The 21,971-nt window shown below is 73.9% G+C and carries 16 protein-coding genes; 3 read left to right on the top strand and 13 right to left on the bottom strand.

Going from position 1 to position 21,971, the window contains the following annotated elements:
* Positions 1-54 precede the first annotated feature (54 nt).
* From V5D56_RS08190 to V5D56_RS08175, 4 genes are all read right to left on the bottom strand, one after another.
* On the bottom strand, positions 55-1,590 hold the full coding sequence (locus V5D56_RS08190; protein ID WP_435738547.1) for a rhamnulokinase: 1,536 nt from the start codon (positions 1,588-1,590) through the stop codon (positions 55-57).
* On the bottom strand, positions 1,587-3,707 hold the full coding sequence (locus tag V5D56_RS08185) for a bifunctional aldolase/short-chain dehydrogenase (protein WP_435738546.1): 2,121 nt from the start codon (positions 3,705-3,707) through the stop codon (positions 1,587-1,589). Before V5D56_RS08185 ends, V5D56_RS08190 begins: the two co-directional genes overlap by 4 nt.
* A gap of 1 nt (position 3,708) precedes the next feature.
* A complete protein-coding gene (gene rhaI, locus V5D56_RS08180; protein ID WP_435738545.1) occupies positions 3,709-4,887 on the bottom strand; it encodes an L-rhamnose isomerase in 1,179 nt (392 codons plus the stop codon).
* 132 nt (positions 4,888-5,019) lie between these two features.
* Complete coding sequence (locus V5D56_RS08175) at positions 5,020-5,382, bottom strand: L-rhamnose mutarotase (protein ID WP_435738544.1); 363 nt, start codon at positions 5,380-5,382, stop codon at positions 5,020-5,022.
* A 116-nt stretch (positions 5,383-5,498) separates the two neighbouring features.
* Between V5D56_RS08175 and V5D56_RS08170 the strand changes: the two genes are divergently transcribed.
* Entirely contained in the window at positions 5,499-6,524 is a 1,026-nt protein-coding gene (locus V5D56_RS08170; protein WP_435738543.1) for a LacI family DNA-binding transcriptional regulator, read from the top strand.
* A gap of 15 nt (positions 6,525-6,539) precedes the next feature.
* Here the strand turns inward: V5D56_RS08170 and V5D56_RS08165 are convergent, their stop codons facing one another.
* The 4 genes from V5D56_RS08165 to V5D56_RS08150 all read right to left on the bottom strand — a co-directional run bounded on the left by V5D56_RS08165 (position 6,540) and on the right by V5D56_RS08150 (position 10,913).
* Positions 6,540-6,959, bottom strand: a complete 420-nt coding sequence (locus tag V5D56_RS08165) for a TIGR03618 family F420-dependent PPOX class oxidoreductase (protein ID WP_435738542.1) — start codon at positions 6,957-6,959, stop codon at positions 6,540-6,542.
* A gap of 107 nt (positions 6,960-7,066) precedes the next feature.
* Positions 7,067-8,185 carry a mannonate dehydratase gene (locus V5D56_RS08160; RefSeq protein WP_435738980.1) on the bottom strand — a complete coding sequence of 373 codons (1,119 nt, stop codon included), beginning with the start codon at positions 8,183-8,185 and terminating at the stop codon, positions 7,067-7,069.
* Positions 8,186-8,187: 2 nt separating this feature from the next.
* The gene (locus V5D56_RS08155; RefSeq protein WP_435738541.1) at positions 8,188-9,774 is read right to left on the bottom strand and encodes a mannitol dehydrogenase family protein; all 1,587 of its coding nucleotides are present in this window, start codon (positions 9,772-9,774) and stop codon (positions 8,188-8,190) included.
* A complete protein-coding gene (locus V5D56_RS08150; RefSeq protein ID WP_435738540.1) occupies positions 9,771-10,913 on the bottom strand; it encodes a LacI family DNA-binding transcriptional regulator in 1,143 nt (380 codons plus the stop codon). Before V5D56_RS08150 ends, V5D56_RS08155 begins: the two co-directional genes overlap by 4 nt.
* 129 nt (positions 10,914-11,042) lie before the next feature.
* Here V5D56_RS08150 and uxaC point away from each other — a divergent pair, with 129 nt between their 5' ends.
* Together uxaC and V5D56_RS08140 are read left to right on the top strand one after the other, a co-directional pair.
* Positions 11,043-12,539, top strand: a complete 1,497-nt coding sequence (gene uxaC, locus V5D56_RS08145) for a glucuronate isomerase (protein WP_435738539.1) — start codon at positions 11,043-11,045, stop codon at positions 12,537-12,539.
* 83 nt (positions 12,540-12,622) lie between these two features.
* Positions 12,623-14,695 (top strand): alpha-glucuronidase, encoded by a 2,073-nt coding sequence (locus V5D56_RS08140; protein ID WP_435738538.1) that lies wholly within the window; start codon positions 12,623-12,625, stop codon positions 14,693-14,695.
* Here V5D56_RS08140 and V5D56_RS08135 read toward each other — a convergent pair.
* The 5 genes from V5D56_RS08135 to V5D56_RS08115 form a co-directional block, all read right to left on the bottom strand.
* Positions 14,689-15,600: a sigma-70 family RNA polymerase sigma factor gene (locus tag V5D56_RS08135; protein ID WP_435738537.1), complete on the bottom strand. Its 912-nt coding sequence runs from the start codon at positions 15,598-15,600 to the stop codon at positions 14,689-14,691. The genes V5D56_RS08140 and V5D56_RS08135 overlap by 7 nt on opposite strands.
* Before the next feature lie 111 nt (positions 15,601-15,711).
* Positions 15,712-17,826 (bottom strand): beta-galactosidase, encoded by a 2,115-nt coding sequence (locus tag V5D56_RS08130; RefSeq protein WP_435738536.1) that lies wholly within the window; start codon positions 17,824-17,826, stop codon positions 15,712-15,714.
* On the bottom strand, positions 17,823-18,560 hold the full coding sequence (locus V5D56_RS08125) for a DUF624 domain-containing protein (protein ID WP_435738535.1): 738 nt from the start codon (positions 18,558-18,560) through the stop codon (positions 17,823-17,825). Before V5D56_RS08125 ends, V5D56_RS08130 begins: the two co-directional genes overlap by 4 nt.
* Before the next feature lie 5 nt (positions 18,561-18,565).
* Positions 18,566-20,131 carry a GH39 family glycosyl hydrolase gene (locus V5D56_RS08120; RefSeq protein ID WP_435738534.1) on the bottom strand — a complete coding sequence of 522 codons (1,566 nt, stop codon included), beginning with the start codon at positions 20,129-20,131 and terminating at the stop codon, positions 18,566-18,568.
* 109 nt (positions 20,132-20,240) lie between these two features.
* Positions 20,241-21,905 carry an ABC transporter substrate-binding protein gene (locus V5D56_RS08115; RefSeq protein ID WP_435738533.1) on the bottom strand — a complete coding sequence of 555 codons (1,665 nt, stop codon included), beginning with the start codon at positions 21,903-21,905 and terminating at the stop codon, positions 20,241-20,243.
* Positions 21,906-21,971 lie beyond the last annotated feature (66 nt).

Genomic DNA, 21,971 nt, shown 5'->3' with positions numbered 1-21,971 from the left:
TCCGTGTGCAACATTTGTCGAACACCTGGCAGCGGCGTGATCGCGGCGCGTGGTTCAGCGGGCGAGCTCCTCCGCGGGCTCGTAGCGCTCCACCGCGACGGACCGGCGCACGACGCCGCGCAGCGCGGCGAGATCGCCGTCGAGCACCCCGATGGCGCGGGCCTGGACGAGCAGGTTGCCCAGGGCGGCGCCCTCGACCGGTCCCGCGACGACCGGCAGGCCGGTCGCCTCGGCCGTCAGCCGGCACAGCAGCGCGTTCTGCGACCCGCCGCCGACGACGTGCACGACGTCGACCTCGCGACCCGAGAGGGTCGTCACCCGCTCCACCGCTCGCCGGTAGGCGTCGGCGAGCGAGTCGAGGACGCACCGCACGACCTCGCCCACCGTCACCGGGACGGGCTGCCCGGAGGCGCGCGCGGCCGCGGCGAGACGCGCCGGCATGTCTCCGGGCGGGAGGAACGCGTCGTCGTCGAGGTCGACGACCGTGCGACCCGGCTCGGCCGCCTCGGCCGCGGCGAGCGCGTCGTCCAGGGCCACCGGGTCGCCCGCGTCCCGCCACGTCCGCAGCGTCTCGGACAGCACCCACAGCCCCATGACGTTCTTGAGGTAGCGCACGGTGCCGTCGACGCCGAGCTCGTTCGTGACGTTCGCCGCGCGGCTCTCCGCCGTGAGCACCGGGGCGTCGAGCTCGACGCCCACGAGGGACCACGTCCCGGAGGACACGTACGCGAAGCGCTCGTCGGTCGCGGGCACGCCGACGACCGCCGAGGCGGTGTCGTGCGACCCGACCGCCACGACCGGGACCGGCCCGAGCCCCGTGGCGGCCTGCACCGCCGCCGTCAACGGCCCGAGCACCGTCCCCGGCTCCACCACGTCCGCGAGACGCGCCCGCAGCCCGCCGAGCTCCGGGTACGCGTCCTCGAGCGCGGCGACGGCCCGGTCGGACCAGTCGCGCGTCGTCGCGTCGAGCAGGCCGGTCGTCGACGCGTTGGTCACCTCGCTCACGACCACGCCGGTCAGCCACGACGCGAGGAGGTCCGGGACGAGGCGCACGGACGCGGCGAGCGGCCACGCGGCGTCGTGCCGGCCCGCGACGAGCTGGAACGACGTGGTGAACGGGAGCACCTGGAGGCCGTCGACCGCGTACTGCTCGGCCGCGCCCAGGCGGGCGAGCACGTCGTCGGCGACGCCCGCGAGGCGCGGGTCGCGATGGTGCCGCGGGTTGCCGAGGAGCGTGCCGTCGGCGGCGACGAGCCCGACGTCGACCGCCCACGAGTCGATGCCGATGCCGGAGAGCCGCAGCCCGAGCGACCGGGCGTGCGCGCCCGCCGCACGGAGCCCGTCGAGGGTTCCGCGCCACAGGTGCAGGAGGTCCCAGTACAGGCCGGAGCCCGTGGCGTCGGGCACCTCGACGGGTCCGTTGGCGAAGCGCGCGACCTCGGTGAGGTCGACGCGCTCCTCCCCCGGCACACCCCGCACGACCCCCACCACGGCGCGGCCGCTCGACGCGCCGAGGTCCACCGCGGCGAAGGCTGCGCGGGCCGCGTCGTCCGGCAACCCGTGCGCACCGTCGTGCGGGGTGGCGCTCACCGCAGGAACGCCGCGGCGACGCCCGAGTCGACGGGCACGTGCAGGCCGGTCGTCTGCGCGAGGTCCGGGCCGGTGAGGGCGAGGACCGCGGCGGCGACGTGCTCGGGGAGCACCTCGCGCTTGAGCAGCGTGCGCTGCGCGTAGAACGCGCCGAGGTTCTTCTCGTCCACGCCGTAGACGGCGGCGCGCTGCGCGCCCCAGCCCGCGGCGAAGATGCCCGAGCCGCGCACGACCCCGTCGGGGTTGATGCCGTTGACGCGGATCTGGTGCTCGCCGAGCTCCGCCGCGAGCAGGCGCACCTGGTGGGCCTGGTCGGCCTTGGTCGCGGAGTAGGCGACATTGTTCGGCCCGGCGAACACCGCGTTCTTCGACGCGATGTAGACGATGTCACCCCCCATGCCCTGCGCGACCATCGCGCGCGCCGCCTCGCGGGACACGAGGAACGAGCCCTTCGCCATGACGTCGTGCTGGAGGTCCCAGTCCGCCTCGGTGGTCTCGAGCAGCGGCTTGGAGATCGACAGCCCGGCGTTGTTGACGACGAGGTCCACGCCGCCGAACGCGAGGGCCGCGGCGTCGACCATCGCGGCGACGTCGGCCGCGGAGGTGACGTCCCCGCCGACGGCGACCGCGACGTCGGGGCCCCCGAGCCCCTCGGCCACCTCGCGCGCGCCGTCGACGTTGCGGTCCGCGACGACGACGCAGGCTCCCTCGGCCGCGAGCCTCTCGGCGATGGCCTTGCCGATGCCCGACCCGCCACCGGTCACGAGCGCGACCCGCGTGGCGAGCGTCTTCGGCTTCGGCAGACGCTGGAGCTTGGCCTCCTCGAGCGCCCAGTACTCGATCCGGAACTTCTCCGACTCCTCGATCGGCGCGTACGTGCTGATCGCCTCGGCGCCCCGCATGACGTTGATCGCGTTGACGTAGAACTCGCCCGCGACGCGCGCGGTCTGCTTGTTCCTGCCGAACGAGAACATGCCGACACCGGGCACGAGCACGATCGCCGGGTCGGCCCCGCGGATCGCCGGGCTGTCCGGCGTCGCGTGCCGGTCGTAGTACGCGCGGTAGGCCTCGCGGTAGGCGGCGTGGGCGTCACGCAGCGCGGCGACCGTGTCCTCGACCGACGCGTCGGCGGGCACGTCGACGACGAGCGGGCTGACCTTCGTGCGCAGGAAGTGGTCCGGGCACGACGTGCCGAGGGCGGCCAGCGGGGCCAGCTTCTCCCGGGCGAGGAAGTCGAGCACGACGTCGGAGTCGGTGAAGTGCCCGACCTGCGGTGCGTCGGTCGACGCGAGGCCGCGGATCGTCGGCGCGAGCGCGGCCGCCTTGGCGCGCCGCTCGTCATCGGGAAGGGCCTCGCGTCCCGCGCGCACCGCGCCGAACGGGTGCTCGCCGCCGTCGGCGAGCTGCGCCGTCCGGCCGGCGATGAACTCCTCGGCGCGGCGGACGATCTCGAGCGAGCGCCGCTCGGCCTCCTCCGACGTCTCGCCCCACGCCGTGATGCCGTGCCCGCCGAGCACGCACCCGATCGCGTGCGGGTTCGCCTCCTTGACGGCGGCGATGTCGAGCCCGAGCTGGAACCCGGGACGGCGCCACGGCACCCACACGACCTCGTCGCCGAAGACCTCGCGCGTCAGGGCCTCGCCGTCGGCAGCCGTCGCGAGCGCGATGCCGGCGTCGGGGTGCAGGTGGTCCACGTGCGCGGCGTCGACGAGGCCGTGCATGGCGGTGTCGATCGACGGCGCGGCGCCCCCCTTGCCGTGCAGGCAGTAGTCGAACGCGGCGACCATCTCGTCCTCGCGCTCCACGCCCGGGTACACGCCGACGAGCGCGCGCAGCCGGTCGAGGCGCAGGACGGCGAGGTTCTTCGCGGTGAGCGTGCCGAGGTCGCCGCCCGAGCCCTTGACCCACAACAGCTCGACGGGCTCACCCGTGACCGGGTCGGTCTCGGTGCCCTTGGCGGACGTGTTGCCGCCCGCGTAGTTCGTCACGCGGGGGTCGGAACCCAGGCGGTTCGACCGGGCGACGAGGTCGGCGACGGCGTCGGGGGCCGGCTGCGTCGCGGTCGCGGGCTGGGTCGGGTGCTGGGCCGGGGTCGTGGTCGTGGTCGTGTCGGTCATCTCAGGCTCCCCATCCGGCCTGGGCGCCACCCACGCGCTCGGCCACGATCGTCTCGGTGTAGCCCGACGCCGCGAACGCGGCCATCGGGTCGGGCGCGAGGCCCTGCTCGGTACGCAGGTCCGCCAGCAGCGGCCGCACGTCGGTGCTGTAGGCGTCCATGAGGGCGCCGTTCGCGGCGAGGACGTCTCCGGAGACCTGCGCGGCCTCGAGCGCCTCGGCGTCGACGAGCAGCGCCTTGGCCGTCGCCTCCTGGACGTTCATCACGGACCGGATCTGGCCCGGGATCTTCGCCTCGACGTTGTGGCACTGGTCGAGCATGAAGTTCACGCCGCTGCTCGGGTCGAGCGCCCCCGCCTGGACGATCTCGTGCATGATCCGGAAGAGCTGGAACGGGTCCGCCGCGCCGGCCATGAGGTCGTCGTCGGCGTAGAACCGCGAGTTGAAGTCGAAAGCGCCGAGCCGGCCCTGGCGCAGGAGCTGCATGACGATGACCTCGATGTTCGTCCCCGGGGCGTGGTGGCCCGTGTCGAGCACGACCTTCGCCCGGTCACCGAGCGCGAGGCAGTGCAGGAGAGACGTGCCCCAGTCGGGGATGTCCGTCGCGTAGAACGCGGGCTCGAAGAACTTGTACTCCAGCACGAGGCGGTTCTCGGGGTGGGCGGCGGTCAGCGCCGCGTAGATCTCCGCGAGCGAGTCGGCGAGGCGGTCCTGGCGCGCGCGGATCGAGTCCTGGCCCGGGTAGTTGATCCCGTCCGGGAGCCACAGCTTGAGCTCGCGCGAGCCCGTCGCGGCCATCACGTCGATGCACTGGAGGTGGTGGTCGACCGCCTTCTTGCGCACCACGGGGTCCGGGTGCGTGAGCGACCCGAGCTTGTAGTCGTCGTCCTGGAAGAGGTTCGAGTTGATCATGCCGATCGACACGCCCTGCTCGGCCGCGTGCCGCGCGAGGTCCTCGTAGTCGTCGACCAGGTCCCACGGGATGTGCAGCGACACGCGCGGCGCGACGCCGGTGTACCGGTGCACCTGCGCGGCGTCCGCGATCTTCTCGTACGGGTCGCGCGGCACGCCCGCCTGGGCGAAGACCTTGAAGCGCGTCCCCGAGTTCCCGAACGCCCAGGAGGGCAGCTCGATCGTCTGCTGCCGCAGGGCGGCGAGCGCCGCCTCGGTGCGGTCCGTCATGGTCCTTCTCCTCCTGCGCGCAGCCTCGCGCGCCGTCGTCGGTCGCCGTCGGCCCCGGCGTCCGATCTGGCGATGAATCGATTCATCGGAGCGTACGCGGGCCAGCGACCCACGGTCAACACGTCCGGGACGTCAGACGGTCGGGAGGCCGGCGCGCTCGAGCTGGGCCTCGAGGTGGAAGACCTCGTCGAGCACGACGAACCCCTCGTCGGGGCTGCCGTCGGCGACGAAGAAGTCGCCCATCGCGGCCTGCCAGCGCGCGTTGACCGCAGTGCGCGCCATCGCCGCCTGGGCCGCGACGTAGTCGTCGGTCTCGAGGAATCCCACGAGCAGCCCGTCGGGACGCAGGAACAGGTGGTAGTCGCGCCAGCCGGAGTCGCGCAGCGCCTCGAGCATCTCCGGCCACACGGCCCCGTGGACCGCGCGGTACTCCTCCAGGCGGTCGGGGCGCACCTGGGACGTAAAGCACACGCGGGTCGCACGACGATCGGACATCGAAGGCCTCCTGGGCTCGAGGATGAAACGGTTCATGACCGTAGCGCACGAGAGCGTCGACCGCGGTGGGACGTCGTGCGCGAAGATGTGACCGGGCACGAGACCGAGGAGGACGGATGAGCACGAGCAGCACGCGTCGCCGCGCATCGGTGAGCGACGTCGCGCGGCGCGCGCAGGTGTCGGTGGGCACGGTGTCGAACGTGCTCAACCGGCCGGACCGCGTCACCCCCGCGACGCGCGAGCGCGTGCTGGCCGCGATCGACGACCTCTCGTTCGTGCCCAACGGGTCCGCACGCCGTCTGCGCGCGGGCACCATCACGACCGTCGGCGCGATCGTCCTCGACATCGCGAACCCGTTCTTCACCGACGTCGCGCGCGGCATCGAGGACCGCCTCGCGCGCGACGACTACACGCTCATGATCGCGAGCTCGGAGGATGACCCGGAGCGCGAGTCCCGCTACCTGCGCCTCTTCGAGGAGCACGGTGTGCGCGGCGTCATGGTCGTGCCGGCGACGGACCGGGTCGACCACCTGCTGGCCCTGCGCGAGCGCGGCGTCGGGGTCGTGCTCCTGGACCGCCCGGCGCCGACGCCCGACCTGTCCTCGGTCGCCGTCGACGACGTCCGGGGCGGTGAGCTCGCCGCACGCCACCTCCTCGACCAGGGGCACACGCGTATCGCGTTCCTCAACGGGCCGCACTCGATCCGCCAGTGCATCGACCGCCTGCGCGGCGTCGAGCACGCGCTCGAGGCCGCGGGCCTCGACCCGGCGGAGCACCTCACGGAGATCACGCTCGCGTCGCTCAACGCGGACGGCGGCGAGGCTGCGACCCGCGCCCTGCTCGCGCGCGACGACCGCCCCACCGCCCTGTTCTGCGTCAACGACCTGGCCGCGCTCGGGGCCCTGCGCACGCTGCGCCGCGAGGGGGTCGACGTGCCGGGCGAGGTCGCCGTCGTCGGCTACGACGACGTGGCGTTCGCCGCGGAGCTCGCGACCCCCCTCACGTCGGTGCGCCAGCCGACGCACCTGCTCGGCGAGCGTGCGGCCGACCTGCTCCTGCGCGGGCGCGACGCCGCGGCGGAGCAGGTGATCTTCCAGCCTGAGCTCGTGGTCCGGGCCTCGAGCGCGGGCCACCGCCCCTGAGGCCCGAGCGGCCCGTCAGTCGCGCGCGGCGTCGCCCCGGGCCGCGCCCCAGCCGTACCAGCGCTCGACCTCGATCCACGCGCTGACGCGCGCGTTCTCACGGTTCGCGTACTCGTGGCCCGTGTAGTGCCGGGAGACGCGGTCGATGTCCGCGAGGCCCTCGTCGTCGCGCAGCTCGACGACGCGGCCGAGGAGCGTCACGTGGGTGTACCAGTTCTCGTCGAGCACCGTGAGCGAGACACGCGGGTCCCGGCGCAGGTGCTTCAGCCGGACACGGCTCTCGTCGAGGTTCACGAGCACCCGACCGTCGTCCTCGAGGACGTACCAGGTGGCGGCGGTGACCGGCGCGCCGTCGGACCGCGTCGTCGCCATGACGGCGGCGTTCGGTCGGCGCAGCAGGTCGACGAGAGCGGACGGCAGCGGGGGTCGGGGCATGACGGCTCCTCGGGTCGACGGCGTCTGGTGCCTCGACCGTACGGCACGCCGCCCGGTCAGGCACAGGACCGCACCCCGGTCCGGAAGGGCCGGGATGACGGCCTGTCTCAGGACGCGCGGTAGCGGAAGGCGTCCCACGCGCCGAGGAGGTACTGGATCCCCAGCGCGCGGTCGTACAGGCCGTAGCCGGGCCGGGGCTTGTTGGTCGTGTTCTCGTCCCACAGGTGCCGTCCGTGGTCGGGACGCACGTACCCCTGGTAGTCCGCCTCCGCGTAGGCCTTCATGATGCCCGTCGTGTCGACGCTCCCCTCGCACGCCCGGTGCGCCACCTCGGTGAAGTCGCCGCCCCCCAGGTGCTTGATGTTGCGCACGTGCGTGAAGTGGATGCGGTCCATGAAGGTCCGCACGGCGTCGACGGCGTCCGCGTCGGGGTTCGCCGAGAAGCTGCCCAGGCACAGCGTCAGCCCGTGGTACGGCGAGGGGTGCAGCCCGAGGACCGTGGCGAGGTCGTCCTTCGACGAGACCACGCGCGGCCACCCGAACACGTCGAACGGCGGGTCGTCGGGGTGGACGCCGAGCTTGACGTCCACCTCCTCGCACACGGGGACCACGGCGTCGAGGAAGTACCGGTAGTGCGCGTACATGTCCTCGCGGGTCACGCCCTCGTACGCGGCGTTCAGCTCGCCGAAGCTCGCGAGCCGCTCCGGCTCCCAGCCCGGCAGCGTGAGCCCGTGCGTGTTCGCCTCCATGTCCGCGATGAGCCGCTCCGGGGACATCGCGTCCACGACGGCACGCTCGAAGAAGAGAGCCGTCGAGCCGTCGGGCAGGGGGTGCCACAGGTCCGTGCGGAGCCAGTCGAAGACCGGCATGAAGTTGTAGCAGACGACCTTGACCCCGGCCCGGCCGAGGCGACGGATCGTCGTGCGGTAGTTCTCGATCGCCTCGTCGCGGCCCATGCCCAGGACGGTCCGACCGAGCTTGATCGACTCGTGGACGTTGACGGACTCGACCACCTCGGCGTCGAACGTCCGCGTGATTCCCCGGGCGCGGGCCTCGTCCGAGAGCCCGACGATCTTCGCGACCTCGGCGTCGATCTCCGCCTGCTCCCAGACCTCGCCGGCCTGCTTGTCGTGCAGGCTCCACACGATGGTCTCCACGCCCGGGATCTGCCGGACGTGGTCGAGGGTCACCGTGTCGTTGCCCTCGCCGTACCAGCGGAAGCCCATCTTCACGACGACCTCACCACCGTCCCGACCGCGGCGACCACCGCGTCGGCGAGGGCGTCGAGCGGGCCCGCGTCCGCGACGTCGGGCAGGAGCCCCGGCAGGCGCACGAGCGCACGGACCGCCACGGCGTCGCCGTCGGCCGCCTCCACGACCGAGCGCAGCTCGTCCGCGCGCGGGTCGTCGACCGCGCGGCCGGCGCGCACCTCGGCGACCACGAACGCCGCCCAGGCCGCGAGCGCGGCCACGACGCCCTGCGGCAGCTCGTCTCCGGCGGACCTGTCGGCGAGGCGGTCGGCGAGCGTCCCGCCCCAGCGGAACGGGATCTTCTGCGTGCCGTCCATCGCGACCTGGCGGGTCGTGTGCCCCGTCGCCGGGTTGGCGAACCGCTCCAGCAGCTCCTCGGCGTACGCGGCGAGGTCGACGCCGTCCGGGGCCTCGAGCGTCGCGATCGCGTCGGCCTGCAGCGCGCGGGCGTGCGCCGCGAGCGCCGGGTCCGCGACCGCCTCGGCGATCGTCGCGTACCCCGCGAGGGACCCCGCGTACGCCAGGAGCGAGTGGGCGCCGTTGAGCAGGCGCAGCTTGGCGCGCTCGTACGGCGCGACGTCGTCGGTGAAGGTCGCGCCGCCCTGCTCCCACGCGGGGCGGGGACCGGCGAAGCGGTCCTCGATCACCCACTGGAGGAACGGCTCGGCGACGACGAGGCCCTCGTCGCGCGCACCGAGCAGCGTCTCGACCTCGTCGCGCTGCGCGGGCGTCGTCGCGGGGACGATGCGGTCGACCATGCTGCACGGGAACGTCACGGAAGCGGCGAGCCACGTCCGCAGGTCGTCGCCCGCCGCGCCGGGCAGCGCCGCGTCCACGGCCTCGCGCACGAGCGCACCGAGGACACGGCCGTTGTCGGCGAGGTTGTCGCAGCTCAGCACCGTGAGCGGTGCGCCCCCGGCCCGACGGCGCGCGGCGAGCCCGCGCACGAGCAGCCCGACGGCGCTCGTCGCCGTCGCGGCCTCGTCGCGGTACCCCGCGGCGTGCTCCTCGCGCGCGAGCGCGTCGAGGTCGCGGCGCACGGCCTCGCGGTCGAGGCGGCCGTCCGCGCCGCGGGAGTAGCCCTTCTCCGTGATCGTGAGCGTCACGACGTGCGTCGTCGGCGCGGCGAGCGCGGCGAGGACGCGCGGCGTCTCCTCGGCCGGCCACGCGACGTCGGTCACGGACCCGAGCACGCGCGGGGAGCCGCCGTCGGGCCCGACCGTGAGCACCGTGTAGACCCCGCCCTGCGGGCGCAGCTGGTCGCGGACCGACGCGGAGCGCTGCGTCACGCCGAGGATGCCCCAGCGCGTGTCACCTGTCGCGCGCGCGGCGTCCTCCGTGGCGACGGCCTGGTGTGCGCGGTGGAACGCCCCGATGCCGAGGTGGACGATCCCGACCTGCGTCGGCCGCACGGGCGCGGGGAGACCGGACGGCACCGCGTCCCGGTGCAGGCGCGCGCCGGCCCGCTCGGTCGGCGCGTCGGCCGGGGCGGCGGTGGAGAGCACGTCCGGCACGGCGTCCGGGGTGGTGTCGGACGACGTCGGGGTGGCGGTCGGGGCGGTCACACGGCCTCCTGCGGCTGGGTGGTGCCGGGGCCGTCGGCCCGGGGCACCGTGGTCGGTGGGTCGGTCGGGGCGGTGGCCGCCGGTGGGGTGGTCGTGGCCGGCGGGACGGTCGTCGAGCCGCGCACGACGAGCTCGACGGGCAGCTCGTCCGCCGGCCCGGCCGGTGCCGCGCCGGTGGTGTCGCCGTCCGGCTCCGCTCCCCCGCCGGCGGCCGTCCCGCCGCGGCCGGGGCGGCGTGCGTCGAGGGACGCGACGAGGCGGTCGACGGCGCGCGCGCCGAGCTGGGCGAGGTCGGTGCGCACGGTGGTCAGGGGCGGGGAGGAGAGCGTCGCGACGAACGTGTCGTCGAACCCGACGACGCTGAGGTCCTCGGGGACCGACACGCCTCGTTCGCGCAGCCGGGCCACGAGCCCGAGGGCGACGAGGTCGTTGTAGGCGAGGACCGCCGTCGCCCCGGACGCGACGACGAGGTCGGCCGCGCTGCGCCCTCCCTCGACCCGCGGGCGGAACGAGCCGACCGCGACCGTCTCGACGTCGGGGAACCGCTCCTGCGCGAGCTCGAGGCCGGCGCGCCGGCGCCCGTCGGACCACGACCGTGCCGGGCCGCCGACGTAGGCGACGCGCCGGTGCCCGAGCGCGCGCAGGTGCTCGACGGCGAGGACGACGCCGTGCGCGTCGTCGGCGGAGACGGACGGCACCGGGTCGGCCCGGAGGTTCACGAGCACGACGGGCGCGTCGCGGGCCGCCTCGAGGTCGGCCTCGACGGCTCGGGGGGAGCACAGGACGAGCCCGTCGGTCTGCGACCTCAGACCCGCGACGAGCTCGGTCTCGAGCGCCGGGTCCTCCCCCGCGTCGACGACGAACACGGCGTGTCCCGTCCGGCGCGCGCGCGCCTGGACCCCCTTGGTCACGGACGCGAAGTACGGGTTCTCGAGGTCGGGCACGACGAGCCCGAGCGCTCCGGTCCGGCCCGCGCGGAGCCCGCTCGCGGCACGGTTCGGGCGGTAGCCGAGCCTGCTCGCGACGGCGACGACGCGGTCACGGGTCTCGGGGGCCACGCGGTCGGGCTCGGCGAGGGCGCGCGAGACGGTGGAGATCGACACCCCGGTCTCGCGGGCGACGTCGCGGGCGGTGACCACGGCGGCCTCCTCGGTGCTGCGGCTCGGACGAACTGTTGCGAACGATTGTAGCGTTCCCGTCACCAGGCGCGATGGATCACGCATGACGTAGGATGCAAACGTTCGCAACGACGCTGCTGGAGGCCTTCCGTGACGACCACGGCCCACCGTGACACCACCACCGCGACGACGCCGTGGTCCCTGCACCCCGACCGCGCGCTGCCCGCGGACCCCGCCCTGCGACCGATCGCGCGCGAGGTCTACGCGGCGACGCGCGACCTGCCGATCGTGTCGATGCACGGGCACGTGGACGTCTCGCTGTTCGCCGACGACACGCCGTTCGGCAACCCCGCCGAGCTGTTCGTCACGCCCGACCACTACCTCGTCCGCATGCTCGTCGCGCAGAGCACGTCGCCGCACGGCGCTCCCGGCGTCCGCGGGATCCAGGACCTCGGCGTCGCCCCGGTCCCTGGCGCACCCGCCGGGACCGCGCCCGCAGAGACCGACCCGCGGGAGATCTGGCGGCGGTTCTGCGCCGGGTGGCGCCTGTTCCGCGGCACGCCGACGCGCTACTGGACCGAGCACGCGCTCGTCGAGGTGTTCGACGCGCCGGTCCGGCCGTCGGCCGAGACCGCCGACGAGCTCTACGACCACCTCGCCGACCGCCTCGCCCGCCCGGAGTTCCGCCCGCGCGCGCTGTTCGAGCGGTTCGGCATCGAGATCCTCGCGACGACCGACCCCGCGCAGTCGCCGCTGGCCGACCACGCGCGTCTCGCGGCGGACGGCTGGGGCGAGCGCGTCGTGCCGACGTTCCGCCCCGACCCGCTGCTGCACGTCGACCGCGCCGACTGGCTCGCGCAGGTCGGCGAGCTCGGCGCTGCGGCCGGGACCGACGTCGTCGACTACCGCTCGTACCTCGACGCGCTGCGCTCCCGGCGCGCCGCGTTCGTCGCCGCGGGGGCCCGCGCGACCGACCACGGGCACCTCCGCGCCGACACCACGCCCCTCGACGACGCGGACGCCGCGCGCGTCCTCGACGCCGCGCTGCGCGGCGAGGTCACGACGGCCGAGGCGGACGCGTTCTCGGCGCACATGCTGTTCCAGATGGCCGCGATGTCCGCCGAGGACGGCCTCGTCATGCAGCTCCACCCGGGCGTGCTGCGCGACCACTGCGAGGGTGTCGCGCGCGCCTACGGCCCGGACAAGGGGTACGACATCCCCGAGCAGACGGAGTACGTGCGCGCGCTGCGCCCCGTGCTCGAGGCCTTCGGCCACCACCCCGGGTTCCGGATGATCGCGTTCACGGTGGACGAGACGTCGTTCTCGCGCGAGCTCGCCCCGCTGGCGGGCGTCTACCCCGCGCTGCGCCTCGGCGCGCCGTGGTGGTTCCTCGACACGCCCGAGGGCATGCTCCGCTTCCGCGAGGCCGCGACGGACACGGCGGGCTTCTACAACACGAGCGGCTTCGTCGACGACACGCGTGCGTTCTGCTCGATCCCCGCCCGGCACGACCTCGCGCGGCGCGTCGACGCCGGCCACCTGGCCCGCCTCGTCGCCGAGCACCGGCTCGACCTCGACGAGGCGCTCGAGACCGCCGTCGACCTGGCGTACCACCTGCCGAAGGCGTCCTACCCCGCCCCCCGCTGAGTGCTGGATTCTTGTCGTCCGAGGCTGCTTCGGACGACACATCCCCCGCACTCACGGTCGAACCGTTCTCGAGGAGCAACCCCGTGACAACCCCGGACCGCTCGTCCGTGCACCCGGCGTGGCTGCCCGACGCCGCGACCACGTTCCTGTGCGGCCGCACCGTGCGCGTGGACGGCACGGGCCCGCTCGCGCAGACCGTCCGCGCGGAGGCGCGCCGCGCGGGAGCGACGCTCGTGCACGACGGCGCGGCCGACCTCACCCTGCGCGACACCGCCGCCGTCCCCGGGGGCGAGGGCTTCGCCGTCGGGCAGCGCGACGGCGGCCTGGACGTCGCCGCCGACGACGACGCAGGCCTGGTGCACGCCTGGTTCCACGTCGTCCGCACGGGCGGTGCGACCGAGCCGGGTCGGCACGACCCCGCGCACGCGCTGCGCATGCTCGACCACTGGGACAACGTCGACGTGCACCCCGTCATGGGTCAGGTGGAGCGCGGCTACGCGGGCGGCTCGATCTTCTACGCGGACGGCCGGGTGCGCGAGGACCTGTCACGCGTCGAGCAGTACGCGCGGCTCCTCGCCGCGACGGGCGTGAACCGTGTGGCCATCAACAACGTCAACGTGCACCGGCGCGAGGCGCTCCTGCTCACCGACGACCTGCCCGACGTCGCGCGGGTCGCGGCCGCGTTCCGGGCGTGGGGCATCCGCGTCCACCTGTCGGTGAGCTTCGCGGCGCCCATGGTGCTCGGCGGTCTCGCGACGTCCGACCCTCTCGACCCGGGTGTGCAGGACTGGTGGGCGGACGCCGTCGCGCGCGTGTACGCGACGGTCCCCGACTTCGGCGGCTTCGTCGTCAAGGCCGACTCGGAGGGGCAGCCGGGCCCGTTCGCGTACGGGCGCGACCACGCCGACGGCGCGAACCTGCTCGCGCGCGCCCTCGCCCCGTACGGCGGGACCGTGCACTGGCGAGCGTTCGTGTACGACCACACGCAGGACTGGCGCGACCGCTCGACGGACCGTGCCCGTGCGGCCCACGACCACTTCGCCCCGCTCGACGGCCGGTTCGACGACAACGTGGTCGTGCAGGTCAAGCACGGGCCGATGGACTTCCAGGTGCGCGAGCCCGTGTCCCCCGTGCTCGCGGCGATGCCGCGCACGCGCCTCGCGCTCGAGCTGCAGGTCACGCAGGAGTACACGGGCCAGCAGCGGCACGCGTGCTACCTCGGACCGTGGTGGAGCGAGGTCCTGCGGTTCCGGCCCTGGGGTCCGGTGGACGCCGCGGCCTGCGTCGGTGCCGGTGCGGATATCGGTGCCGGCGCGGACGGCGGTCCCACGGTGTCCGACGTCGCCGCGGGGCTCGGTCCGGGAGCGTCGCCCCGGGTCGTGGCCGGCCGGGGCGGTGGGGTCGCCGCGGTGTCGAACGTCGGCGACGACCCGTTCTGGACGGGGCACCCGCTCGCGCAGGCCAACCTCTACGCGTTCGGCCGGCTCGCGTGGGACCCGACGCTCGACGCCACGGGCCTCCTCGACGAGTGGGTGTCGCTGACGTTCGCGGGGACGGGCGACGAGGACGGCACGGCGGCGGGCCGCGTCGACCCGGTCGTGCGCGAGGTGGTCCACCGCGTGCTCGACGGGTCGTGGGCGACCTACGAGTCGTACACGGCGCCGCTCGGGGTCGGCTTCATGGTGCGGCCAGGGCACCACTACGGGCCGGACGTCGACGGCTACGAGTACACGCCGTGGGGCACGTACCACTTCGCCGACCGCGACGGGATCGGCGTCGACCGCACCCGCGCGACGGGAACGGGCTTCACCGGCCAGTACCCCGAGCCGTGGCGCGACGTCTACGAGTCGCTCGACACGTGCCCCGACGAGCTGCTGCTGTTCTTCCACCACGTGCCGTACACGCACGTGCTGCGTTCGGGGACGACGGTGGTCCAGCACGTGTACGACACGCACTTCGCGGGCGCCGACGAGGTCGACGCCGTCGCGGCGGCGTGGGCCGGGGTCGAGAGCCGCGTGCCCGACGACGTGTTCGACCGGGTCGCCGAGCGGCTCGCGGAGCAGCAGCGCTCGGCCCGCGAGTGGCGCGACCAGCTCTGCACGTACTTCCTGCGCAAGTCCGGGATCCCGGACGCGCGGGGCCGCACCATCTACTGACCGGACCCGATCTCGACGGGGGTCGCCGCGACCTCGGCCGGCTCCGCGACGAGGTCGATCGCGACGACGCGCCCGTCCCGGACCGTGAGCGTGAGCACCGAGCGCACGACTCCCCCCGGGGCATAGACCGCGCCCCACGCGCCGTCGACGAGCGCGACCTGCGTCTGCCGGGCCCGCCCGACGAACGCCTGCGCGACGGCGTGCGCGCCGACGAGCTCCGGCTCGATCGCCGGGGCGCCGTGAGCGAGCGCGGCCCGCGCGGACTCGACCGCCGCGGGGTCGGCCCGCAGCACGACGTCCGGGTCGAGCAAGGTCAGCAGCCGCTCGAACCGGCCCTCGCGCGACGCGGCGAGGAACGCCTCGACCACCTCGCGCTCCCGGGCGGCGTCGGGCTCGGGATCACCGCCGCCCTGCACCCGGCGCCGGGCCCGCGACGCGAGCTGGCGCGTCGCGGGGATCGACCTCCCGACGACGGTCGCGACGTCCTCGAACGGGACCGCGAACAGGTCGTGCAGGACGAACGCGAGACGCTCCGCCGGCGAGAGCGTGTCGAGCACGAGCAGCAGGGCGGCACCGACGGCGTCCGCCTCCTCCGCGAGCGCCTCGGGCCCAGGCCCCGCCGCGGGCCGGTCGAACGCCGGACCGCCGTCGGACCCTGGCACGTCCCAGGACGTCTCGCGGCGCGTCCCGCGCGAGCGCAGCAGGTCGAGGCAGATGCGCGACACGACCGTCGTGAGCCAGCCCCGCAGGTTCGCGACGTCGCTCGTGTCCGACCGCTGCAGCCGGAGCCACGTCTCCTGGACGGCGTCGTCCGCCTCGGCGGAGCTGCCCAGCACGCGGTACGCGACCGCGCGCAGGTGCGGGCGGGCTTCCTCGAACTCCTCGGTCAGGCGGTCCTGGTCCATGCGGCCATCCTCTCGTCGTCCCCCACGTCGGGCTCTGCCACCCTGACGGACGAGACCCCGAGAACGTGACCGGCCGGGCCGGGCTCGTGCGTGACGACTCGGTCGACGGAGCTACGGCCGGTCCTCGCGCAGCACGACGACGTCCGTCGGCTCGAGGTGCAGCGTCTCGCCGCGCTCGATCCTCCGGCCCGTGAGCAGGTCGGTGCCCGACGCGTGCGCGGCGACGTCCACGGCGGTGAGGGCGTGGTTGAGGACGAACGCGGTGCGCTCGCCGTCTCGCGCCCGGACCGCGAGCTCGAGGTCCTCCACGTCGGCGTACGGGCCGACGAGACCGTGCCGGTCGAGCACGCGACGCAGCACCCACGCGAGGCCGGCGTCGTCCAGGCCGGTCCCCACGTACCAGGCCTCCCCTGTCCTGGCGGGCTCGTCCACGCCGCCGCCCGCGTCGAGCGCGCCGCCCGCGTCGGCCGGTACGCGGCACCGCGTCACGGCGGGCGTCCCGGCGTAGAACTCGGCGCCGTACGTCCCGACGACGTCGGCGCCCTCGGGCACGAGCAGCTCCATGACGAGCTCCGCACCGGACACGAGCGAATCGCTCGGTCCGTCGTCCGGGTCGTGCAGCGTGACCGGGTTGACCGCGCCCGGCTCGGCGGAGTCCGTTTCCTCGACGCGCACGCCGAACAGGCCGGCGAGCGGACCGGGGGCGTCCGTGAGGAACGCGTTGTCGTCCTCGTCGACGCGACCCGCCCAGAACGACGAGACGACGCTGCCCCCGCGCGCCGCGACGGCAGCGAGCCGCGCCGCGACGTCGTCCTTCAGCAGGTGCAGCATGGGCGCCACGACGACGTCGTACCGCGAGAGGTCGGCCGTCACGGGGACGACATCGACGTCCGCGTTGGCCTGCCAGAGCGCCCGGTAGTACCCGAGCACCGTGGGCACGTACCGCGCGTGGCGGTTGAAGCCGTCGGTCATCTCCGCGGCCCACCACGAGTCCCAGTCGAAGAGCAGCGCGACGCGCGCGGGCGTGCGCGCGCCGAGCACCGCGTCACCGAGCACACGCAGCTCCTCGCCGAGGGCCGCGACCTCGCGGAACGCGCGCGTGTCCGTCCGGCCCGCGTGGTCGAGGACGGCCCCGTGGTACTTCTCGCACGCGCCCCTCGACTGGCGCATCTGGAAGTAGAGGACGGCGTCGGCCCCGTGCGCGACGGCCTGCCACGACCACAGGCGCAGCACCCCCGGGCGCTTGACCGGGTTGACGTCGCGGCTCGCGGTGATGGTCGGCGTCTGCTCCATGACCCAGAACGGCGCACCGCCCTTGAGCCCGCGCATCAGGTCGTGCGCGAGCGCCGTGCGCGCGTGCTCGCGCGGCCCCGGCGGATAGTTGTCCCACGACGCGAAATCCAGGTCGTCGGCCCAGCGGTGGTAGTCGAGCGGGCGGAACAGGCCCATGAAGTTCGTCGTGACGGGCGTCGTCGCGTCGTGCTCGCGGATGCGCGCCTTCTCGTCGCGGAAGTTCTGGCGCATCGCGTCGGACTGGAACCGGCGGTAGTCGAGCGTGATGCCCTGGAACGCGGTGTGGTCGGGGCCGCGCCAGTGCTCGCTCAGCACGTTCGGCGGGACGACCTGGTCCCAGTCGGTGAACAGGTGCGACCAGAACTCCGCGTTCCACGCCACGTTCAGCCGCTCGATCGTGCGGTAGCGCTCGCGCAGCCAGACCCGGAAGGCCGCGGCGCACAGGTCGCACCAGCACCCGCCGTCGAACCCGCCGTACTCGTTGCCGACGTGCCACGCGACGAGCCCGGGCGTCCCGGCGTAGCGCTCCGCGATCCGGCCCGCGAGCTCGGCCGAGAGCCGCCGGTACACGGGCGAGCTCGGGCACGCGTTGTGCCGCTGCCCGTACACGTGCCGGCGCCCCTGGAAGTCGGTGCGGTTCACCTCGGGGTGCTCGTGCGCGAGCCACGGCGGCAGGGCACCCGTCGCGGTCGCGAGGACGATCCGCCGGCCGCCCTCGACCGCGCGCGCGACGATCGCGTCGAGCCGCGAGAAGTCGTAGGTCCCCGCCGCGGGCTGGAGAGACGACCACCCGAAGACCGACAGCGTCACGGCGTCGATCGCGGCCTTGTCGAACGCCTCGTAGTCCTCCTCCCAGACCGGGCGGGGCCACTGCTCGGGGTTGTAGTCGCCCCCGTAGAGGACCTTGTCGGCGGGCAGGTGCGCGGCGGTCATCGGGCGGAGCCCTCCTCGGCGTCGGTGGTGAAGCGGGAGCGGACGTCGTCGAGCATCCGCAGGTCGTTGCGGTACCAGCACCACACCCACACCCCGCCGACGACGGCGAGGACGGCGTCGGTCGCGAACCACGCGACGCCGCCCGCGGCGACGAGCAGCGAGAGCACGCCGAGCGTGACGAGCGGCAGGCGGCCCACGTAGTAGGCGGCGAGGCGAGCGACGTCGCGTGCCCGGAACGCGAAGAACGTGGTGATGGCGACGGCGTGCAGCGCCCAGACGGTCACCAGCACGGCGATCACCACGAGCACGCCCGCGTGCACCGGGCCGACGCCCGCGGCGTCGGCGTTCGCGAGGACGACACCGACGATCGCGAGAGCGACGAGCGCGGGCACCCACGTGCGGAGCACGTCGACCGCGTTGCCGCGGTAGCCACGCCAGAAGGCGCGCGCGGGAGCGACCTCGTCGGCCGTCTCGCGAGCCCGGACGGCGTGCAGCGCGGCGGACAGCGCCGGGCCGAGCGGGACGGCCGCGAGCGCCGCGAGCGGCGCGTTGGACGCCGACCGGTCGAGCAGCAGGAGCAGCACGACCGTGGGCAGCGCGGCGAGCGCGAGCAGCGCCGTGACGACGACGTACCAGTACACGAGAACCGTCGCCCGGCCGAGCGGACCCTGCCCGAGGTCTCCGGGGACGTGGTGGTCGTCGGTGCCCGACGGCGGGGCGCTCGGCCCGGTCACGGCGGTCACCTCGCGCTCTCGCGGCAGAGGATGCGGTCGTCGTCGAGCCACGGCGGCGTCTCGTCCTGCACGGGGTCGATCTCGACGAGCGTGACCTCGTGCCGGGCGAGCGTGAGCACGAGGTCGACGCGGCCGTCGTCGACGGGCAGCGAGGTGAGCGACCGCGCGGGCTCGGACGCCTCGTGGAGCAGGTCGAGCTGGCGTGACGTCGGCGACGCGGGGCGGCCGAGGTGCTGCCACGCGGTGAACGCGTTGCCGTGGTGCTCGTCGACGACGCTGCGGTGCACGGACGCGCGTCGGTGACTGCCCGGGGCGGTCCCTCGTGGCCCGACGGCCGGGTGGCCGACCGGCACGCTGAGCCGCAGCTCGTGACGTTCGGGCTCGGTCGGGTCGTCGGCCCCCCCGACGGGCTGCCACGCGAGGACCGTGACGCGACCCGCGGCGTCGCGCGTCACGAGGTGGTCGTCACCGCGTGCGAGGACGTCGGCGCCCATCCGGGCCATGAACGCGTAGAGGTGGTAGGTGGGCTTGCGCACCTGGCGGTGGGCGAGCATCCCGAACCCGCCGTGGAAGATCGCGGTGGGGATGTTCTCCTCCTCGAAGACGTCGCAGAACGTCCAGTAGGAGAACGAGTCGACCAGGTCCCCGCCGTGCGCGAGGACGGGCGCGAGGTAGGCGGCGTTGTAGGCCGTGTCGTGCACCGGGTTGTCGGGGCGGTAGCTCGTGTTGAACTCGGTGACGTGGGCGGGAACGCCCGCGAGGCGCGTGCCCGCGAGCAGCTCGCGGGGCCGCGCGAACTGGTCGAGGAGGCCCTGGGGGCGCCGGAGCGTCTGGTAGACCCCGAACGGCACGTGCTGGGCAGGGCCGCTCGTGTACGCGTGGAACGAGACGAAGTCGCACGGCAGGTCGCGCGCGGCGACGGCGTCGGCGAACGGCGACCACCAGTCGTCGGCTCCGGGCGAGATGGCGGGGCCGCCGACCTGGAGGTCGGCGTCGACGTCCTTGACCGCGTGCGCGGTGACCTCGTAGAGGCGGAGGTAGGCCTCCTGGTCGGCGCCCTCCCAGAAGTTCACGAGGTTGGGCTCGTTCCACACCTCGACGGGCCACGTGCGGACCTCGTCGAGGCCGTACCGGTCGACGAGGTGACGCAGGACCGCGCTCACGAGGGCGGCCCACTCGCGGTGGTCGCTCGGCGGCGTGACGTTGCCCTGCCACCAGAACACCGTCTGGTCGCCGGACGCGAGCCCGGACGGCATGAACCCGAGCTCGAGGAACGGCTTGATCCCGAGCGAGAGGTAGGCGTCGACCACCTGGTCGACGTACGTGAACGCATACCGGGTGCCGTGGTACCTCGTCGACCCGGCGACGTCGTACGGGCGGTGGATCCCGACGTCGTCGGACAGCAGGCCGTGACCGCGGACGTACCGGAAGCCGATGTCCGCCTGCGCGAGCGCGAGCGACTCCTGGTAGTCCTGGCGCAGCGCGAGGTTGAAGCGCCCGGTACCGACGCACGTGCGCCACGCGTCGGACAGGACGGCGACGGGCTCGGACGGGACGACGGTGGGTGTCACGGGTCTGGCTCCGGTGCTGGGATCGGTGGGGTGCTGGGGCGCCGGACCGCCGCCGCCCGGTGGGGCGACCGGGCGGCGGCGGGGCGTGCGGCGGGCGACGCCTTCGGCGTCAGCCGTCCTGACGCGCGAGCGCCGTGTTGTTCGTGTCGATGAGCTGCGTGGCACCGAGCCCCTCGAGCTCGGCGACGTACGCGTCCCACTCGCTCAGGGGACGCTGCCCGGTGACGAACGCGGCCGTCGCGGCCATCACGGCGTCCTTGAGCTGCGTGTCGAGGAGCGCCGTCTGCTCGAGCTCGAGCTCGTCGAGACCGGCGGACGGCGCGACGGGGAGCGTCTCCTTCTTCGCGAGCACGGCGTCGGTCCACTCCTTGATCTCGTCCGACATCACGGACTGGAGCAGGTCCTTCGACGAGCCGTTCGCGAGCAGGAACACGCCGTTGCTGTACCCGAAGTCGGCGTTGAGCTTCTTCGGCGCGTCGGGGTTGAGCGCGTTCCAGCCGATGTCGGGCTGGAGGGCGCGCACGTCGCCGTCCTTCGTGTAGGTCTCGCCCTCGACGCCCCACTGGGCGAACTCCATGCCCTCGTCGGAGTAGTACAGCCAGTCGACGAACTGCAGGAGCGCCTTGAAGTGCGGCTGCTCGGCGGCGTCGCTCGAGATCATGACACCCGAGGACAGCCGGCTGCCTGCGAGCCAGCCGCCGTAGGGGCCGTCGGGGAGCACGATCAGACGCAGCGGAACGTCGGGCTGACCGGCGTCGGCGAGCTTCTGGCGGTAGGCGTTGATCTCCTGGGTGTTGCCGGAGATCGCGGCGACCTGGCCGGAGACGAGCTTCTGGACGGCCTGGTCGTCGTTCTGGGTGATCTCGGGGTCGAGCGAGCCTGCCTCGACGAGGCCCGCGACGTACGTCAGGAGCTCCTTGTACCCGTCGGTCGTCCCGGCGAACTCGAACTCCTCGCTCTCCGCGTCCCACCACGTGTTGCTGTAGCCCCAGCCGCCGCTCGTGCCGAAGTTCGGGGCCATGTACTGGAGCATGGCGCCGAGCGGGGTGGTGTCCGTCCAGCGGTCCGTCATGGCGTACGACAGCTCGGGGTTGGCGGCCTTGACCTGCTCGAGCTGGTCCGCGAACTCGTCCCAGGTCTCGGGGTCCTCGGTGATCCCCGCCTTCTCGAACAGGTCCTCACGGATCACGACGGAGTACTGGACGTCGGGGATCTCGCGCAGACCGGGAAGGATGTAGTACTTGCCGTCGGCCTGGCGGCGCGCGTCGAGCTCCGCTCCCAGGTCCCAGTCCTCGATCTTCTGGGAGAAGTTCGGCAGGTACTCGAGGTAGTCGGACACGGGCAGGATCGCGCCGCCGGAGACGAACTGCACCTCCTGGCCGGGGTACGTCACGGGGATGATCTCGGACGCGTCGCCCGCGCCGATGAGCAGGGACTTCTTGTTGTCCCAGTCCGCCAGGGGCACGTCGGTCCGCGTGAACGTGACGTTCTGGTTGGCCTCGAGGCTCTGGAAGACCGACCAGTCCTCCTTGACCGGGTAGTTCGGGTGGTCGCGGTACATGAGGGAGAAGTCCACGGGCTCGGTCGCCGCGAACGTCGTCCCCGCCTCGAAGTCCTCCATCGCGCCGACGGAGTGCTCGGCGTCGATGGTGACGGCGCCGCCGCCCTCCTCGGCCTCGGGCGTGTCTCCGCCGTTGCCGCTGCACGCGGTCAGGACCAGCGCCAGGGTCGTCGCCGTCGCCAGGGCGGCGGCGGGGATTCGGGTGTTTCTCATCTCTCTCCTCGGGTGACGAGCTTCGTCGCTCTGACGTCGCTGAGATGTGTGCAAGGTCGTGCGGGT

Source organism: Cellulosimicrobium sp. PMB13 (assembly GCF_051294865.1).
In the GTDB taxonomy this organism is placed as follows: Bacteria; Actinomycetota; Actinomycetes; order Actinomycetales; family Cellulomonadaceae; genus Cellulosimicrobium.
This window is presented reverse-complemented; position numbering and strand designations above follow the sequence as displayed.

Bases quoted from the DNA above. Each gene is read 5' to 3' on its own strand.
- V5D56_RS08185 (WP_435738546.1), bottom strand. From the start codon at position 3,707: ATGACCGACACGACCACGACCACGACCCCGGCCCAGCACCCGACCCAG.
- V5D56_RS08170 (WP_435738543.1), top strand. From the start codon at position 5,499: ATGAGCACGAGCAGCACGCGTCGCCGCGCATCGGTGAGCGACGTCGCG.
- rhaI (WP_435738545.1), bottom strand. From the start codon at position 4,887: ATGACGGACCGCACCGAGGCGGCGCTCGCCGCCCTGCGGCAGCAGACG.
- V5D56_RS08135 (WP_435738537.1), bottom strand. From the start codon at position 15,600: ATGGACCAGGACCGCCTGACCGAGGAGTTCGAGGAAGCCCGCCCGCAC.
- V5D56_RS08115 (WP_435738533.1), bottom strand. From the start codon at position 21,905: ATGAGAAACACCCGAATCCCCGCCGCCGCCCTGGCGACGGCGACGACC.
- V5D56_RS08160 (WP_435738980.1), bottom strand. From the start codon at position 8,185: ATGGGCTTCCGCTGGTACGGCGAGGGCAACGACACGGTGACCCTCGAC.
- V5D56_RS08175 (WP_435738544.1), bottom strand. From the start codon at position 5,382: ATGTCCGATCGTCGTGCGACCCGCGTGTGCTTTACGTCCCAGGTGCGC.
- V5D56_RS08130 (WP_435738536.1), bottom strand. From the start codon at position 17,826: ATGACCGCCGCGCACCTGCCCGCCGACAAGGTCCTCTACGGGGGCGAC.
- V5D56_RS08165 (WP_435738542.1), bottom strand. From the start codon at position 6,959: ATGCCCCGACCCCCGCTGCCGTCCGCTCTCGTCGACCTGCTGCGCCGA.